This is a genomic window from Mycoavidus cysteinexigens, from assembly GCF_003966915.1.
Classification (GTDB): Bacteria; Pseudomonadota; Gammaproteobacteria; order Burkholderiales; family Burkholderiaceae; genus Mycoavidus; species Mycoavidus cysteinexigens.
The window spans coordinates 620,696-638,546 of record NZ_AP018150.1; the positions used below are offsets into that span (position 1 = coordinate 620,696).

The following is a 17,851-nucleotide window of genomic DNA, read 5'->3' on the forward strand; positions in this document are numbered from 1 at the left end:
GATTTTTGTTAAATTTGTTGCTTGTAAAGCCGATGACGCACAGAGATGGTAAGGGGACTCAGTCAAATATGGATCGGCAGTAACGTGAGAACTTCATGTATTGCCAGATGAAGAGGCTACGGATTACCCGTGTATTTTATCTAATTAAATATTACGCATTATTTATATTAAAAGCCAATTTCATAATAAGATGACGCCAATAACAAGTCATAATAAAGCCAGATTTATACTTTACCTACCATTTGTTTTGGATTGAAGCGGCTCAAGCAGATACTTGCTTGAGCCGCTTCAAGTTGCGTCTGCGCCAGGAGATTAAGCTGCGTGTTCAGCAATGCGCGTGTCATAGTAATTGACAGCGCTGACGCCATTGCCAAATTGTTTCATCAGTAAATCCCTATAAAGCCCGGTTCGTTTGCGCAAAGCCTCAGGTGCGCCATCATCAATGACTTTACCGTCGCTCATTACAATAATGCGGTCAAAATTTTGCAAGGTTGAAAGCCGATGGGCGATGGCAATGACCGTGCGGCCGCGCATGAGTCGATCGAGCGCTTGTTGAATCGCTTCTTCTGAGGCGCTATCGAGGGCCGAAGTGGCTTCATCAAGGAGCAGGATAGGCGCATTTTTCAAAATCGCTCGGGCAATCGCAATGCGCTGCCGCTGGCCGCCTGAGAGTTTCGTGCCGCGGTCGCCCACCATGGTGTCTAACCCTTGCGGCATGGCTTCGATAAACTCAGTGCAGCGTGCCTCATGCGCGGCGGCAAGGACTTCTTCTAGGCTAGCCTGAGGCCGGCCATAAGCGATATTTTCAAAAATCGTCCGATGTAAGAGCGAAATATCTTGCGGCACGACGGCGATCGATTGCCGTAAGCTTTCTTGGGTAATCATGCTTAAATCCTGACCATCGATCAAAATGCGGCCCGCTTGCGGTTCATAAAAATGTTGCAGTAGGGCAAGTACCGTGGTTTTGCCTGCTCCTGAGCTGCCGATTAAGCCAACTCGTTGGCCTGGCTCTAGGTGCAAGTCAAATGCCTCGAGCGTCCGTGCCCGATTTGGGTAGGCAAAACTAACTTGATTGAAATCAACGCGGCCGCCTTGTTCAACCAGCTTCTTGGCTTGTGGATGATCGGGCAATTGATGAGGTTCAAGCAAGGTCTCAATGGCCTCGGCAAGCCGTGCAATATGTTGAATTACATCCACGAGGGCGACGGCCAGGTCGCGCGTGCCGTGCAAAATCGTAAAGCCAAGTGAACTGACCAGCACAATATCACCCGTGCTGACTTGGCCGCGGGTCCATAACCAAAGCGCCCAGCCGAGTAATCCTGCGGACAAAAAAGCGGTCACAACAGCATGAAAAAGCCTTAATTTTTCGAGGTGAAGTAAGCTTTTGCGGCGCGCGCGCATTTCTTCTTTGAGCTTTGCGCCAAAGCGGGTTTGCTCACGAGTGATGGCTCCGAAGGCGCGTACCAGTCCCATATTGCTGATGACATCGACTAACTCGCCGTCCACGGTGGCCGCTTCTTTGGCGAACCCGCGGTGGTGTTTAGCGCCATGACCCGCCAATTTGAAAAGAATCAGCGCGAGCACTGCCGATACCGATAAAAGTCCGCCCGCCATTAATGGATTGACTGCGGCAATCATGGCAATTGCACCGCCTACGGCGATGCAGGGTGGCAGAGCATTCCATGCCATAGTGTTTTCGGCTGTGAAAACCGCATTTGAGGTGGCCGTAATCCGGCTTGCGAGCAGACCAGGTTGTTTTTCTGTAAACCAGGCTTGCGCATGGCCGTTTAAATAGCCAAATAAATCGCGCCGCAAATCGCCCGTTACGGTGACAAACGCATGCGTGCTGACCCAACCCCCTACGCGCCAGAGTAGATTGTCGGCAGCGATTAAGCCAGCTAACAGCAAAAATGCCCCCCAGAGTTGCGTGATGTGGCTGCGTCCTTGGCTTAATACATCGATCAGGTGCTTAATCCCATATTGGGAAGCAAGCGAGCAACCTACGGCGGCAAACACACTGATTAGCACCGCGCCGTGAGCCACTGGATGACGACGAATATAGCGATAAAGAAAGGCTAGCGGTCGCTGCGCATAGCCAGCAAGTTGGGCGTCATACGCAGCGTTTTGAGCTTGAGTTGAGCGTAGAGGGATTTCATTTGTGCGTCCCACAGAGTGGGTTTCTTTAATCTTGACATTTATCATATGGCCTCGGCCTGGCTATGTGAGATCAGTCACTTGCTATTTGCTTTGGGGAACCTGGAGTGAGTCCATGCACCAGATTCTTTTTGTGGCAAAATCTATCAGCGGCAAAGCAAGCGACCCGTTTAACAAATCACTACAGATAATTTAGAGCAGGGTTGTAAAACAAAGGCCGACAAAGTGTTTCTGTACTGTAACAAGATAAATACTTTGAAATTCACTGCTTGAATTCAGATTAAGCAAACGATAATCAGTGGTAGAGCGTTTGGCTATTTACTAGCCGCGCTTCTACTTTTGTCCTGAATTTTTATTAGGAGAGTCACGTCATGCGAATCGCTCAAATTGCACCGTTACACGAGGCTGTGCCGCCTAAATTGTATGGCGGTACAGAACGGGTAGTGTCTTACTTGACAGAAGCCTTAGTTGAGCTAGGCCAAGAAGTGACGTTGTTTGCGAGCGGCGATTCAATCACTGCTGCGCAACTCGAGGCAGTATGGCCTCAGGCGCTTCGTCTCGACCCGAAGATTCGCGACGCACTCGCGCCTCATATGCTGATGCTCGAGCAAGTACGCGAGCGTGCCCAAGAATTCGATATTCTGCATTTCCATCTTGATTACTATCCTTTTTCACTCTTTAGCCGTCAGAACACCCCATTTCTAACGACCTTGCATGGTCGCTTAGATCTGCCTGAGCTACAGCCCGTTTTTAATATGTTTCCGCAGGCTCAGGTGGTGTCTATTTCCGATAGCCAACGCGCGCCGCTGCCACAGGCGAATTGGCTGTCAACCATTTATCACGGTTTGCCGGAAAAAATGCTGATGCCGCGCCCGGATATAAAGCCTGGCTATTTGGCGTTTCTAGGTCGCATTTCACCTGAAAAGCGGGTTGACACGGCGATTTCGATTGCAGCTAAATGCGGCTTGCCGATCAAAATTGCTGCGAAGATCGACAAAGCGGATCAGGCGTATTATGACGAACAGATCGCCCCGCTGATGTCGCAACCGCACGTCGAATATATCGGCGAGATCTCTGAAGGAGAAAAAGCCGAGTTCTTGTCCGGCGCACATGCGCTGCTATTTCCGATTGACTGGCCTGAGCCATTCGGTTTAGTCATGATTGAGGCAATGGCCTGCGGTACGCCCGTAATTGCTTTCAAGCGCGGTTCAGTACCCGAAGTCATCGAGCATGGCGTAACCGGCTTTGTAGTGAATAATGAAACTGAAGCGGTCACCGCGCTGAACCGTTTGCATACATTGTCACGCGATACGGTACGCAAACAATTTGAGGAGCGCTTTACCTCACAACGGATGGCGGAAGGGTATCTTGCCGCTTACGAACGTCTTTTACATCAACAACGCCGCACCGTACTACGCGAAGTAGCGGTAGGTTAAAAGCAGGTTAAAAAATAGCCGCACAAACTACGTGCGGCTATTTTTTTGTTCGGATTGAGGTGTGGCCTAGAAAAAAGAATGCTATACTCACCCTTGATTGAGAATGATTCGCATTAGCACTAACGCTGGCTGAGTAGTGCTCTCCACTACATATTATCAGGCACTTGCAAAGGGTCCTTTCTATGTTTGCATCAAAAATTTTTCAGCTTGCCGCAGCGAGTCTCTTGGTCGGCGCAGCCTGCTCCGCCAGTGCTGCCGAATATCCAATTGGCGAACCCAAGGTTCACGCCAATATGGAGATTATAGCGGTCTATTTGCAACCGGTCACGATGGATCCGGAACATGGAATGCGCAAAGCCTCCGAATCGGATATTCACCTTGAAGCGGATATCCATGCCATGAAAGATTTTCCAACCGGTTTCGCTGAAGGAGATTGGATTCCTTATTTACAGGTGAAATTCGAACTGACAAAAATCAAAACGGGGCAAAAAATTCAAGGTGAGTTCATGCCAATGATCGCCAGCGATGGGCCACATTACGGTGATAACGTAAAGTTGTTTGGCCCGGGCCAATATCATCTGAAATACTTCATTGCGCCACCACCGGCTACCGGACATATGACATTTGGTCGGCATATCGATAAAGAAACGGGAGTGGGGCCTTGGTTTAAGCCATTTACCGTTGAATATACGTTTAATTTTGCTGGCATAGGTAAAAAAGGAGGGTACTAAAAATAATTTAAGCGCTAGATTAAATTATTCAATCAAATAGTGAAGTCCCCGAATAAAGGAATATTTAAATGAAAATCAGTCTTATTATCACTCTGTGCGTGACGGCTGTGCTTGCATTGGTTTTAACCTTATCGAATCCTAAGCGTGATGAAGCAAAGACAAAAGAAGAATTGCTGACCTTTGAATTGGATATGGCTGACGGAAAATTGACGCCATCTCGCATTGAAGTACCGGCTAATCAGCCGATTAAAATCTCGATTACCAATTCAGGTAAAAAAGCTGCCGAATTTGAGAGCATTCAACTCCGCAAAGAGAAAGTTCTGGCTCCTGGCTCGAAATCCTTTGTGGTAATTAAAAAAATGGCGCCGGGAGAATACAAGTTTTTCGATGATTTTCATCAAGCGACGGCGCAAGGGGTGATCGTCGCAAGATAACGTTGAGTTTATCTAGAGACAGAGAAAGGGATAATCGTAAGCGGGGATCAGGTAGGTTTGGAGAGCTTAATGGGGCAGGTGCTGTTTGTTGTATGGCGTGAAAGTGTTGAAGCGTTACTTGTTATTGGCATTTTATATGCATGGTTGCGTAATGGCGATAAAGTTGCGCGGCAGGGGCTGTCCTATTTATGGCTAGGCGTTGGGCTTGGCCTGTTGGCGGCTTTTGCGTTTGGTTTTGCATTATTGAGCTTTAGTGAAACGCTGACTGGCGAAGCACAAGATTATTTTCAAGTGGTCATGGTGTGGCTTGCCGCTGTGCTGATTGTGCAGATGGTGTTATGGATGAAATACCATGGGCGCACTTTGAAGCAAGGTATGGAGGCTTCGTTACAGAAAAGCGCGCAAAACGCGCAATGGTGGGGCATCGCGTTGCTTGCCGCCTTGGCGGTTGCGCGGGAAGGAAGCGAGACCGTGATTTTTCTATACGGCTTAGGTTTTGGCAAAGCCGGATATATTTTGCCTTCTCACCTAGCGGGCGTATTGATTGGTTTTAGCCTGGCCTTTTTGACCGTTTACCTATTGCAATTAGGGGGTAAGCTATTTTCGTGGCCGGCGTTTTTCCGTGTCACTGAAGTGATGTTGCTCCTGCTTGCAGCGGGCTTAGTCCAAGCCGGTGTCGACAAACTGATCGATAAAGAACTCTTGCCGAGCTTGATTGACCCCTTGTGGAATACGTCTGCTCTCTTAGACGATACGGGTGGGCTGGGTTCACTGTTGGCGGCCTTGACAGGTTACCGCGCATACCCATCATTAATGAATGTACTGGCGTACCTGATTTACTGGGTTGTGGTGGCCGGATTAATGAAATATAAAAAACAGCGCCTGACGGCTCAAACTCAATCAATATGAGCCGATCATGGCAGATTCTAGCCGATATGGCAGGTGGCTTGCTCGTTGTGGACATTGGATGCTTCGGCACAGCGCCGCGATTCGTTATACGCAGTGGACGATAGCGCTGATTTACGCGATTTTGGTGATCGCTCCGGCATTCATGCGGTTGCCGGGGCCTAGCGCACATCTTTGGGATAACTTCACGCTATTTGCACAGTTTATTTTTTGGGGTATCTGGTGGCCTTTCGTGCTGCTCTCAATGGTGCTGTTTGGCCGCCTCTGGTGCGGGATCCTGTGTCCAGAAGGTGCTTTGGCTGAATTTGCCAGTAAACATGGACGCCATCGGCCCATCCCACGTTGGCTGCGCTGGGCCGGTTGGCCTTTTGTGGCGTTTGTCCTGACCACCCTCTATGGGCAAATGGTCAGCGTTTACCAATATCCCAAAGCCGTCCTGCTGGTGTTAGGGGGCTCAACTCTGGCGGCGCTTGTCGTCGGTTTCTTGTATGGGCGTGAAAAGCGTGTTTGGTGCAAGTATCTGTGTCCAGTGAATGGCGTATTTGGCCTACTGGCGCGGCTTGCGCCGATGCATTATAAAGTCGATGAAGAAGCGTGGCGGCGCTCTTATACGCAGGGTGAATATGGTCATCGCGTGATTCCAATCAATTGTGCGCCCTTGGTGCCGCTGCGCACGATGCAGGGCAGCGCCGCCTGTCACATGTGTTCACGTTGCAGCGGACACCGCGAAGCAATCTCGCTAAGCTGGCGCTCACCGAGTCATGAGGTCGTGCAATTAGGGAAAACCACAGCGCATGGGTGGGATACATTACTCATTCTCTATGGCTTAATGGGAATTGCAGTAGGGGCGTTTCATTGGACGGCAAGTCCTTGGTTTATTACGCTTAAGCAAGCACTCGCCGGTTGGCTGATGGAACAGGATATTTGGTGGCCGTTTGCAACTAATGCGCCGTGGTTTGTCTTCACCCATTATCCAGACCAAAACGACGTGTTTAGTTGGTTGGATGGCGGTTTGCTTGTGGTGTATATCGTAGCGACGAGTTTGGTCTATGGTACTGCGCTTAACGTCTTACTGGCTTTGGCGGTGCGTTGTTTGGGGAGCTGGCGCGCGACGCGCTTGCATCATCTGGCACAAACTCTGATTCCATTAGCCGGCTGTGGGGTATTTCTAGGGTTGTCAGCGTTGACCGTCTCCTTATTAAAAGGTGAGCACATTTCGTTGGGGTGGGTGAATGAGATGCGCTTCGCTTTGCTGGCCGGCGTTAATGTATGGAGTCTGTGGTTGTCCTGGCGGGTTGTGAGTGGTTATGCTACGAGTCGCTTACGGCGAAGCGCAGCAATGGTCTTTATCATAGCGGCGCTGGGCGTGGCTGACAGCGCATGGTGGCTATTATTTTGGTATTGGTAGACACCGCCTAATGCGGATGCTAGCTTGGGCTGCAATCCGCCTATATAATGGCCCGTTCAAAATTCTTTCAATAATGAGTAATAAATAGAGGTTGTTCTATGCATGTCAATCGGTCCTTTTCCAATTTGATTGGTCTTGCTGCACTCCTGGCGCTGACTGCTTGCGGTAAAAAGCAGGCTCCTCCCGCGCCGTCACTCCCAGAAGTGGGCGTGGTCACGCTTGAGCCGCGTACGATGCCGGTTACCTTTGATGTGCCTGGTCGTACCTCTGCCTGGCAGATGGCTGAGGTGCGCGCGCGCGTCAACGGCATTGTACTTAAGCGTGAATTTAAAGAAGGCAGCGAAGTGAAAGCGGGTCAGCGCCTGTATAAAATTGACCCGGCTCCTTATCAAGCTGAATTTGATCGAGCTAAAGCCGGACTGGCGAAAGCGCAAGCTAGCCTGAATGCAGTGGCTGCCAAAGCGGAGCGTTACAAGCCGCTGATTGCTGCGCACGCGATTAGTCAGCAAGAATATGATAACGCGCTGGCTGAACATGGCCAGGCGGCGGCAGAAGTGGCGGTAGCCAAGGCAGCGCTTGAGGCGGCGCGCATCAATCTCGGTTATACCGAAGTAACCTCGCCGATTTCAGGCTGGGCCGGTAAATCGCAGGTTACGCCCGGTGCTTATGTACAGGCAAGCCAAGCGACTCTGTTGTCGACCATCCAGCAAATTGATCCGATGTATGTCGACCTCACGCAATCGAGTTCAGACGTTTTGCGGCTACGCCGCGAAATGGCGGAGGGCCGATTACAGATGGCGGGTCGTAATGAGGTTAAGGTTGATCTCGTGTTGGAAGACGGCTCATCCTATCCGCTCCAAGGAAAATTACAGTTTTCCGACATTGCAGTTGATCCAGGCACCGGCACGATTACGCTGCGCGCGCTTTTCCCAAACCCTCAAAAAGCTTTGCTGCCCGGCATGTTTGTCCGCGCTCGGGTGCAAGAGGGCACAAACAATCGCGCTTTGGTGGTCCCGCAAATTGGCATCACGCATGATGCCAAGGGGCAGCCGACAGCGCTGATTGTCACTCAAGATAACAAGGTTGCATTGCGCACCCTGACCACGGCGCGTACGGCGGATGATAATTGGATCGTGTCGAGCGGCTTGCAAGCCGGCGATAAAGTGATTGTGCAAGGGTTGCAAAAAGTTCAGCCCGGCATGACGGTTAAGCCGGTCGCGGCGCAGTTATCGCCCACCGCGCCTGCAGCGGAAGTTGCGTCATCGCCTGCCGCTAGCGATGCCGCTGATACGAACGCAGAATAATCGCCTTCAGAATAAAGGAAACCATTTCCATGGTTAAGTTTTTTATCGATCGACCGATTTTTGCATGGGTGCTTGCCATCATCCTGATGCTGGCCGGCGCGTTATCGATTCGCACCCTACCGGTTGAACAATATCCATCGATTGCGCCGCCTTCAGTCGAAATTAGTGCTGCTTATCCAGGGGCTTCGGCGCAAACGGTTGAAAACACGGTCACGCAGATTATTGAGCAGCAGATGAATGGGATTGACCATTTGCTGTACATGTCATCCACTAGCGAAAACTCGGGCGGCGCAAATATCTCGCTGACCTTCGCGCCTGGCACTGACCCGGATGTAGCGCAAGTGCAAGTGCAAAACAAACTTCAGTTGGCGCTTCCTCTATTGCCGCAAACGGTGCAACAACAGGGGATTAAGGTCACTAAATCCTCTGGCAGTTTTTTGATGGTGCTGGCTTTCGTGTCTACCGACGGTAGCATGAATAAATTCGATTTGGCGAATTATGTCGCGGCTAATATTCAAGATCCACTGAGTCGGATTAATGGCGTAGGCACTACCACGTTGTTTGGCTCGCAATATGCAATGCGGGTTTGGCTGAATCCAGACAAACTGGCGAGCTACGGTCTGACGCCAGTGGATGTCACGCAAGCCTTGGCTGAGCAGAATGTGCAAGTGCCAGGCGGTCAGCTAGGAGGGCTGCCGTCCGTAGATAACCAACAACTCAACGCAGTCATTACCGAAGCCACTTTATTAAAAACGCCGGAACAGTTTGGCAATGTTTTATTGAAGATGATGGCTGACGGTTCGCAAGTGCGCTTGCGCGACGTGGCGCGGATTGAGTTAGGCGGCGAGAGCTATCAGATAGACACGCGCTATAACGGTCAACCTACGACAGGTTTTGCGCTCAAGCTGGCGACGGGAGCTAATGCGCTAGAAACGGCGCGTCTGGTGCGCGAACGGATTAGTGAATTATCAAAATACTTCCCGCCTGGCCTGGAAGTGGAATATCCATACGATACCACCCCCTTTGTCCGCATCTCGATCGAAGAAGTGATCAAGACGCTGTTTGAAGGGATTGTGCTGGTTTTCTTGGTGATGTATTTATTCCTGCAAAATTGGCGCGCTACGCTGATCCCAACTATTGCAGTGCCGATTGTGTTGCTGGGTACGTTTGGCATCATGGCGGCGTTGGGTTTTTCGATTAATACCTTATCCATGTTTGGCCTGGTATTGGCAATTGGACTATTAGTCGATGATGCGATTGTTGTGGTTGAAAACGTCGAACGGGTGATGGCCGAAGAAGGGCTTTCACCACGCGAGGCGACGCGTAAAGCGATGGGGCAGATCACCGGCGCGCTGGTTGGCGTTGCCCTAGTTTTATCGGCGGTATTTGTGCCGATGGCGTTTTCTAGCGGTTCGGTTGGGGCGATTTATCGCCAATTTTCGCTCACCATTGTTTCGGCGATGGTGCTCTCGGTCTTAGTTGCGTTGATCCTGACGCCGGCTCTGTGCGCGAGTTTGCTTAAACCGATCCCCAAAGGGCACCACGAAGAGAAAAAAGGTTTTTTCGGTTGGTTTAACCGGACTTTTGAGCGTAGCCGCGATAAATACCAGGCAGGTGTGAGCGCAGTCATTAGGCGCTCTGGGCGTAGCCTCGCCATTTATGGGGTGATTATTGTTGCCGTCGGTCTATTGTTTATGCGTATGCCGACGTCTTTCCTGCCGGATGAAGATCAAGGCATTGTCTTCGTATTTGTGCAAACCCCGCCGGGCTCAACCCAACAACGCACGCAAGCAGTGCTGAGTGAAGTCAGTCAATACTTGTTGCAAGAAGAAAGCCAGGTGGTTGAATCGACCTTTGAAGTGAATGGCTTCAGTTTTGCGGGGAGCGGCCAAAACTCGGGTATCGTTTTTGTTCGTTTAAAAGGCTGGAAACATCGCACCAAAGCGAATCAATCGGTACAAGCTCTAATGCAGCGCTCTTTTATGCGTTTTTCGCAAATTAAAGACGCCATGGTGTTTCCGATTAACCCGCCGCCGATTCTCGAGCTTGGTATCGCTTCGGGTTTTGATATGCAGCTCCAAGATCGCGCGGGTCTCGGGCATGACGCTTTGATGCAAGCGCGCAATCAGTTGCTTGGGATGGCGGCGCAAAGCACAGCTGTGATGCAGGTGCGTCCGAATGGTCTGGATGACACGCCGGAATTTCATGTGGATATTAACCGTGAAAAGGCCAGCGCACTGGGTATTCCGTTGTCTTCGATCGATCGAGCTTTCTCGACGGCGTGGGGCGGTGCTTACGTGAACAACTTCTTGGATACGGATAACCGGATTAAAAAGGTTATGGTACAAGGGGATGCCCCGTTTCGTATGACTCCAGAAGATATTAAACGTTGGTATATCCGGAATGCGCAAGGCGAGATGGTGCCATTTTCATCCTTTTTGAGCTCGCGCTGGGCTTATGGCTCGCCTAAGCTGGAGCGTTATAACGGCGTAGCGTCAGTCGCGATCCAAGGGGTAGCGGCGCCGGGTAAGAGCACCGGGGATGCGATTGAAGAAATGCAAAATCTAGCGGCGAAGTTGCCGCATGGGATTGGCTATGAATGGACCGGGATGTCGTTCCAGGAGATTCTCTCTGGCTCGCAAGCACCGTTACTCTATGCGATTTCAATCTTAGTGGTATTTTTAAGCCTAGCTGCACTTTATGAAAGTTGGTCGATTCCATTTTCGGTGATTTTGGTGGTGCCGTTAGGGATCATCGGCGCCTTATTGGCAGCGACGGGCCGGGGCCTATCTAATGATGTGTATTTCCAAGTGGGCTTGTTGACCACCGTAGGTTTGTCCGCCAAAAACGCCATTTTGATTGTCGAGTTCGCCAAAGAACTCCAGGCGCAGGGCAGAACCGCGATGGAAGCGGCATTGGAAGCTGCGCGCTTGCGTTTACGGCCCATCTTGATGACCTCGCTGGCTTTTATCCTGGGCGTGCTGCCTCTCGCAATTAGCCGCGGTGCGGGCTCTGCGGGTCAACATGCAATTGGCACGGGGGTTATCGGCGGGATGCTGAGCGCAACTTTTATCGCAATTTTCATGATTCCAATGTTCTTTGTCGTGGTGCGGGATAAATGGGGTAAATCTAAAGTACCGCAGAATGAGCCGGCTGACGCTCACTCGCTAGCGCGCACTGAGAGCCATGAAAGCAATACGGACGCAGATATTCACCCGAAAAATTGAACTTTAGGAATTTGCAGATGCGTGAACTTTCTCTTTTAGCGGCATTATCAGTCGTCGCGGTTTCCACTGCCTGTACGCTTGCGCCGCGTTATGAGCAGCCAGCAGCACCGGTTGCGGCAACCTACCCTAGCGGGGAGGCGTATAAATTGCTGACTGAATCCACTTCGACACCGGTTGATTTGGGATGGCGTCAATTTTTTGCCGACCCGCGCTTACAAAAGCTAATTGAGCTGGCGTTGCGCAATAACCGCGATTTACGTGTGGCGGCGCTTAATGTGCAACAGGCGCGTGCGCAATATCGCATTCAGCGGGCAGGTTTAGCGCCTGATTTGCAAGTGCAAGGTATGGGTAGCCGTACGCGCACGCCGGCGGATCTTTCTCCAATTGGGCGCGCAGTCGTGGCTAACCAGTATGAATCTGGCATAGCGGCAGCCTGGGAAATTGATCTTTTTGGCAAGCTGCGTAGCTTAAAAGATCAAGCACTGGCGCAATATTTGGCAACGGCTCAGGTGCGCAAGGGAGTTGAAATTTCGCTGGTGGCGCAGGTGGCGAATCAGTATTTGACAACCCGTGCCTATGACGAACAGCTCCAAGTCACGCAAGCAACCCTCACGGCTGCCCAAGAATCTTACCGACTCGCCAAAGTGCAATTTGATGCAGGCGTTGGCTCTGAGCTTGATTTACAGGAAGCCGAGAGCACGGTTGAGCAAGCTCGCGCCAGTCACCAAAACCAACTCCGGCTGCGCGCTCAGGCTGAAAATGCACTGACGCTATTAGTGGGCGAACCCGCGCCAGCCGATTTACCGCAGCCATTGCCGCTCGATCACCAGGGAATTCTGGCGGATATTCCAGAAGGTTTGCCATCAGATCTGTTAACGCGCCGTCCTGATATTGCCGCGGCCGAAGAACAATTGCGCGCCGCCAACGCTAATATCGGTGCAGCGCGGGCTGCGTTCTTTCCAAGTATTTCACTCACTGGACAGTTCGGCAGCGCCAGTCAGGATCTGGGCGGGTTGTTTAAACCGCATTCGGCTGCCTGGGGTTTTGCACCAAAGGTTTCGCTGCCGATTTTTAGCGGTGGCGCGAATCTGGCCAATCTTGATGTAGCGCAAACTGGCAAACGAGTGGCGATTGCGCAATATGAAAAAGCCATTCAAACGGCCTTTCGCGAAGTCGCCGATGGACTTGCTGCGCGTGGTACCTATGATGAACAAATTGTGTCGCTAAAGCGTTACGCCTCAGCCCAGCAACGTCGGCTTGACCTCTCCAGCTTGCGTTATCGTAATGGAATTGATAGCTATCTCCGCGTGTTGAGCGCTCAGACTAGCTTATACGCGGCCGAACAAGCGCTAATTTCAACCCGCTTGGCGCGCCTGACTAATCTCGTCAATCTCTATCAATATTTAGGTGGCGGCTGGTTGGAGCGCACGGGCGATGTTGTGCGGCCCGCTGATGCGCCCATTGCATCATAAAGAAATATAAAGGACCTAACTATGGAGCAGGCTCCATCAGTTAGGCCCAAAAGCATATTGATTTGGCGCTAGCCTAAGTTAAATAGCGCATTAGTTCCTTAGTATCTCGATGAACGAATGAATTTTCCATCCGCTTTAATTCTTGACCGCGTAATCCATGCTTTTTAGCGGTAGTTTGCCAATTTTTAAGCGCATTACCTATCTTTGCTAACGCAATTTTTGTTTCTTCTTGAGTTAGACCGAAGAACCCCCCGAGCTCAATGCAAGTGGTTAAACATGGGCGAGACGTGCTGCCATCAAAAGAAAGTTGATGAGACCTGCGCTCAAAAGTTTCATTGGTTGGATTAATGTCATAAGCTGGCGCTAGCCTCCAACCTTGTGGGTCGCGCAAGAAGCCGTGATTCCGCAGATGATCATCGATATTGCCCGCCATCGCATTGAAAACCATGCGTTGCCACAACTCAAGTTTGTCTAATCGAGGTTGCGAGGAATAGCGGGTAAGAGCATCTGACAATTCTATATAGCTCGCGCTGCTACAGTTATTTTCATCGCGCTCAAGAAAGGTCATTGCAGACATGAAAGGAATGCGTTGTTTACCTTGCCGGTCAAAGCGTTTAACGAGTAGTATTGGCTGCTCATTTTTTGCATTGAGTAGTTTATAGTTGGCGGTTCGGATCCCGGCTTGCTGCGCCATATTTAGTAAAGTTGCCTCCCATAACGCCACTCGCTCAGTATCGAACCTAGATTGGAATTTAGCAATCCAGATGTGGCCTTTATCCTCAAGCGCAGCTTTCGGATGTGCGCCGCCTAATGAAGAACCTGGCTGAACCAGTAAGGCGAGATCTGCAGCGGTTTCTTGGCCCGCCTCTAAGTGTGAAATGGCTTGTTCTAGTGCGTGTAAATCGACTAACTTAGGCACATTATGATGGTCGGCCAGAAATGCCTCAGGTGACTCTATTTGATTGAGACGTAATGCGCCCATCCGCATGTAATCACTGACACCAAGCATGAAATCGCTTTCGCTCAGATGTCTATTGTGCGCTCGGGTTTGGACTAGACGCCCCCAACGATCGGGAGATATATCTTGGAAGACACCCCATAGCCGGTGATTGATATATCGTGCATCAGCCATGAGGGGAAGGGCGGGATCAATCGCAAAACCTATTTTAGCTTGTGTCCAGGCTTGATTGTAGGTGAACTGATACCTTTCTTGACCACGCGATTCGTAGATATGCAATTCGCCTATGACGTAATGTGTATCTAGCCAACTGAGTGAAACTTGTAACTTCCTCATTGGACTACCCTAATGCGCTTAGGTAGGCGTTCGTCCATCATATCTAAGCCTAATGGATCATTGGTGCGGTCAATCAGCTTTTCGAGCTCGTCAATTTTTCCCAATACGTATAGCGCGAGCGCATAGCTGCCCATACTCACTTTGGGGTCGCCTTTTTCAATCTTTGCTAACGTAACACGAGTGACGCCAATCCGTTCAGCCATTAAGGCAACGGTGATACGGCGACGCTTGCGCGCATCCCGAATGTCGGCGCCTAATTTTTGCAATGCGCGTTCAACGCGAAATGATCTCATCATGTCTAGCCATACTCAGTTAGAGTATAAAATAAAGTATTTTTTAATTTACGTTATCCATTGATACGGATATTTTAGTATACTTTATTTTTTATCTAAATGATGTATTAATCATTTTAAGCAATACGCGGTGGAGTAGATCGGTACAGAACCTACCTTGCTTAAAAAGAGGCTATCCAAACACAAATTGTTTTTTGCGCGCAGGAAAACATCTAGAAAAGATTCAAAGGTTCGCAAAGAATATGGCTCTGGCTTAAATGGGGGCCTATAGAGTCGAGTCGGTTGCCTTCAATCAGCGCGCTACTATGCTCAGTGGGAGCGAAACTACAATTTGACGACATATGGCAAATACTCTTCTCAAAAGATTTAGCAGGCTCCAAACCACTCCAAGCTGCGAGAGTTAAGAGTTCTTGTGATGAGCGTTGGAGCAAAAGCTTAAGAAAAAACACCTTTCTCTAGTTTTAATTTGTTGGCGCTTGAGCAAATCAAAAAATACATTAGCTACGCCACTTACAGGTGAGGCTTAAACCATAAAGAAGCGCGCTTAAGGCCGTGATCCAAAAACTGGTTGGCCAATCCGTGTAGTAAGCCAGAGCAATGCCGGCCCAGGCCTGGGTCAAAGCAAAAAATGCCGCGGCTGCAATGCCTGCGCCTAGCCGGGTGGTTAGATTCTGCGCGGTGGCCGCTGGGCCTACCATTAAAGTGAAAACCAGCAGCACGCCAACGATCTGGGTGCACGCTACTACAGCGAGGGCGACCAGCGTTAGAAATAACACAGAGACAAGTTGTAAAGAAACGCCTTTGGCTTGGGCGAGCTCAGGTTGTAGCGTAGCGAAGATTAATGGCCGCATAATGAATGCGAGCGTGGCTAAGCAGATCACGCTCAGAAGCGCTAAAATCTTTAGCATCAAGCTGCTTACGCTTAGCACATTGCCAAATAAGAGAGCGCTCACTTGCGTGGCGTAGGCGGTAAAAAAATGCAAGAAGAGCAAGCCAAAGCCAAGCGAGAGAGATAAAATCATGCCGATTGCGACATCGCGTCCGCTTAGCTTTTCGCCGAGAGCCCCCATTGCCATACCGGCGGCTAGCGTAAAGCCCAGTAGGCCCCAGAGCGGCGCAATGCCGAATAACGCTGCGCCCGTAGCGCCCGTAAAGCCGACGTGCGAGAGCGCATGTCCCGCAAAGCTTTGCTGCCGCAGCACCAGAAAAAAGCCAACGACACCCGCAACCACCGCAACCATGCCAGAGGCGGCGAATGCATTAATCATAAAATCATATTCAAACATGGTGATGGCGGTGCTCGTCTTTTTCAATTTCGCTGGTGCCGGACATGACAAAGATACGGCCGTTTATGCGTAATACCTCGATGGCTGAACCATAGAGCCGAGATAGCACGGGGCGGGTAATCACTTCATCAATTTCGCCCAAAGCTGCGCTGCCGCGGCCCAGGTAGAGCACGCGGTCAAGTACATGCAATAAGGGATTAAGCTCGTGGGCGCTAAATAATACGGTGATATTCAGTTGTTGCTGGATACGTCGCACCAATTCAACGATGCTATGTTGATGAGAGGGGTCAAGGCTGATTAAAGGTTCATCCAGCAGCAGCAGCTGAGGCTGGCCCAGTAGACATTGCGCCAGCAAAAGCCGCTGTCGTTCACCGCCCGACATCGCTGTGACGGCTCGTTTAGCTAGGTCTTTCGCCTCAACCAGTTCTAACGCATGTTCCACGGAACGCCGCGCGGCACGATCCATCCAAGGCAGACCCCAGCGATGGCCATTGGCAGCGCATGCAATGAAATCAAAGCCGGACAGGCGTGGATAAGCGCTTGCGCTACGTGCTTGCGGCATATAACCGATGACCGGATTGCCGCGCATGACCGGCGCGCCGAGCACGCGCAGGGTGCCACTGCGCGGCGTGAGCAAGCCAAGTAGAGCGCGTAATAGGGTGGTTTTGCCTGCACCATTGGGCCCTAATACGCCGATAAATTCACCTTGTTCGATGGCGAGCGTAATCTCGTGCAAGACGGTGCGCTTGCCAAGCTCAAGCGTGACCTGCGTCAACTCGATCGCAGGCCGACCCGGGTTGGCACTGGGTTGGACGGTCATCAGCGGTTTTGCTTTGGTGTTTGGGCGAGCGCTTGTTCAAGCGCGCTTAATTGTGACAGCATCCATGCTTGGTATGACATATCGGCAGGTTTAGTTTCGCTGACTTCCATTACGGCAACGCCAGAAGCATGAGCGAGTTTGAGCAGATGTCGCGTCATTTCATCTGAGGTTTGCGCATTGTAAATCAACACTTTGACGCGCTGTTGCCGGAGATCCTTTTCAAAGGCTGCAATATCGGTTGCGCTTGGCTCGGTGTCATTCATGATGGCTTGTTGAAAGCGCGCATTACTATCTTTGAGCTCAAGCGCTTGTATCAGATAGCCAAGAATTGGCTCGGTCGCCGTGATTGGCGTACCGCGATATTTTTCTCGCAGCTCAGTAATTTTTGCCTCGATGGGCTTTAAGGAAGCCAGGAATGCGCTAAGACGCGCCTTGTAATCATCTTGATGCGCACTATCGGCGCGGATTAAAAAGGCGGTAACCGCAGCGCCTAGCGCGGGCATGGTTTCTGGCAAATACCACAAATGAGGGTTATCTCCGCTTTTCTTGCCGACTAATGTCGCCGCCACAATCTGCTCGCGCTGCGGCGCTTTGGCAGCAGCTAGAAGCTTGGGTAGCCACGGGTCATAGTCGGCGCCGTTATACACCACCAGGCGCGCATGCGTCAGTTGGCGCGCAGTCGATGGGCTGGCCTCGAAAAGGTGGGGATCTTGTTTAGGATGATTGATGAGGCTTGTCACGGCGACATGTTCGCCGCCTAGCTGGGTCAACACGTCGCCATAGAAGTTCTCTGCCGCAACCAGTAGTAGGTGTGGCGTGGCGTGGCTTGACGTCGCTGCCGCCGCGGATGAGTTGTGCGCTATGGCAAACCCACTCACGGTAAATAAGCTGAGTGACAATAAAAAACGGGCAATATAAGCAGACATCTGCTGAATCAAAGTGGGCATGATGCAACCGGAAAGGAAAAAGCGTGAGTAGCCCAGATGATATAACAGATAACGCTTTGCCGCCTCAATCATGGCTTTAACTCTATCTTTTGGCGGATTGTGCGCGCTGACCGGGTTGTCTACAGTGAAGCAAAAGGCA

14 protein-coding genes are annotated in these 17,851 nt (G+C 50.9%); 8 read left to right on the top strand and 6 right to left on the bottom strand.

Annotation, left to right across the window (positions count from 1 at the left end):
* Positions 1 to 312: 312 nt before the first annotated feature.
* Complete coding sequence (locus tag MCB1EB_RS02785) at positions 313 to 2,202, bottom strand: ABC transporter ATP-binding protein (protein WP_045363110.1); 1,890 nt, start codon at positions 2,200 to 2,202, stop codon at positions 313 to 315.
* 323 nt (positions 2,203 to 2,525) lie between these two features.
* Here MCB1EB_RS02785 and MCB1EB_RS02790 point away from each other — a divergent pair, with 323 nt between their 5' ends.
* From MCB1EB_RS02790 to MCB1EB_RS02825, 8 genes are all read left to right on the top strand, one after another.
* On the top strand, positions 2,526 to 3,590 hold the full coding sequence (locus tag MCB1EB_RS02790; protein ID WP_045363109.1) for a glycosyltransferase family 4 protein: 1,065 nt from the start codon (positions 2,526 to 2,528) through the stop codon (positions 3,588 to 3,590).
* 182 nt (positions 3,591 to 3,772) lie between these two features.
* Complete coding sequence (locus tag MCB1EB_RS02795) at positions 3,773 to 4,321, top strand: iron transporter (protein ID WP_026921044.1); 549 nt, start codon at positions 3,773 to 3,775, stop codon at positions 4,319 to 4,321.
* Between the two features lie 68 nt (positions 4,322 to 4,389).
* On the top strand, positions 4,390 to 4,755 hold the full coding sequence (locus tag MCB1EB_RS02800) for a cupredoxin domain-containing protein (protein WP_081677964.1): 366 nt from the start codon (positions 4,390 to 4,392) through the stop codon (positions 4,753 to 4,755).
* 69 nt (positions 4,756 to 4,824) lie between these two features.
* A complete protein-coding gene (locus tag MCB1EB_RS02805; RefSeq protein WP_026921043.1) occupies positions 4,825 to 5,664 on the top strand; it encodes an FTR1 family iron permease in 840 nt (279 codons plus the stop codon).
* A 7-nt stretch (positions 5,665 to 5,671) separates the two neighbouring features.
* Positions 5,672 to 7,069: a 4Fe-4S binding protein gene (locus MCB1EB_RS02810; protein WP_081953502.1), complete on the top strand. Its 1,398-nt coding sequence runs from the start codon at positions 5,672 to 5,674 to the stop codon at positions 7,067 to 7,069.
* A 98-nt stretch (positions 7,070 to 7,167) separates the two neighbouring features.
* On the top strand, positions 7,168 to 8,373 hold the full coding sequence (locus MCB1EB_RS02815; protein ID WP_045363107.1) for an efflux RND transporter periplasmic adaptor subunit: 1,206 nt from the start codon (positions 7,168 to 7,170) through the stop codon (positions 8,371 to 8,373).
* A 29-nt stretch (positions 8,374 to 8,402) separates the two neighbouring features.
* Positions 8,403 to 11,600: an efflux RND transporter permease subunit gene (locus tag MCB1EB_RS02820; RefSeq protein ID WP_081953501.1), complete on the top strand. Its 3,198-nt coding sequence runs from the start codon at positions 8,403 to 8,405 to the stop codon at positions 11,598 to 11,600.
* Positions 11,601 to 11,617: 17 nt separating this feature from the next.
* The gene (locus MCB1EB_RS02825) at positions 11,618 to 13,072 is read left to right on the top strand and encodes an efflux transporter outer membrane subunit (protein WP_045363106.1); all 1,455 of its coding nucleotides are present in this window, start codon (positions 11,618 to 11,620) and stop codon (positions 13,070 to 13,072) included.
* Between the two features lie 73 nt (positions 13,073 to 13,145).
* Here the strand turns inward: MCB1EB_RS02825 and MCB1EB_RS02830 are convergent, their stop codons facing one another.
* The 5 genes from MCB1EB_RS02830 to MCB1EB_RS02850 form a co-directional block, all read right to left on the bottom strand.
* Positions 13,146 to 14,366, bottom strand: coding sequence for a type II toxin-antitoxin system HipA family toxin (locus MCB1EB_RS02830; RefSeq protein WP_045363105.1), 1,221 nt, complete (start codon positions 14,364 to 14,366; stop codon positions 13,146 to 13,148).
* On the bottom strand, positions 14,363 to 14,659 hold the full coding sequence (locus MCB1EB_RS02835; RefSeq protein WP_045363104.1) for a helix-turn-helix transcriptional regulator: 297 nt from the start codon (positions 14,657 to 14,659) through the stop codon (positions 14,363 to 14,365). The genes MCB1EB_RS02830 and MCB1EB_RS02835 overlap by 4 nt, the downstream gene beginning before the upstream one ends.
* A gap of 497 nt (positions 14,660 to 15,156) precedes the next feature.
* Complete coding sequence (locus tag MCB1EB_RS02840) at positions 15,157 to 15,945, bottom strand: metal ABC transporter permease (RefSeq protein WP_045363103.1); 789 nt, start codon at positions 15,943 to 15,945, stop codon at positions 15,157 to 15,159.
* Entirely contained in the window at positions 15,938 to 16,765 is an 828-nt protein-coding gene (locus MCB1EB_RS02845) for an ATP-binding cassette domain-containing protein (protein WP_051213852.1), read from the bottom strand. Before MCB1EB_RS02845 ends, MCB1EB_RS02840 begins: the two co-directional genes overlap by 8 nt.
* Positions 16,765 to 17,712, bottom strand: a complete 948-nt coding sequence (locus MCB1EB_RS02850; protein WP_081953587.1) for a metal ABC transporter solute-binding protein, Zn/Mn family — start codon at positions 17,710 to 17,712, stop codon at positions 16,765 to 16,767. The genes MCB1EB_RS02845 and MCB1EB_RS02850 overlap by 1 nt, the downstream gene beginning before the upstream one ends.
* Positions 17,713 to 17,851 lie beyond the last annotated feature (139 nt).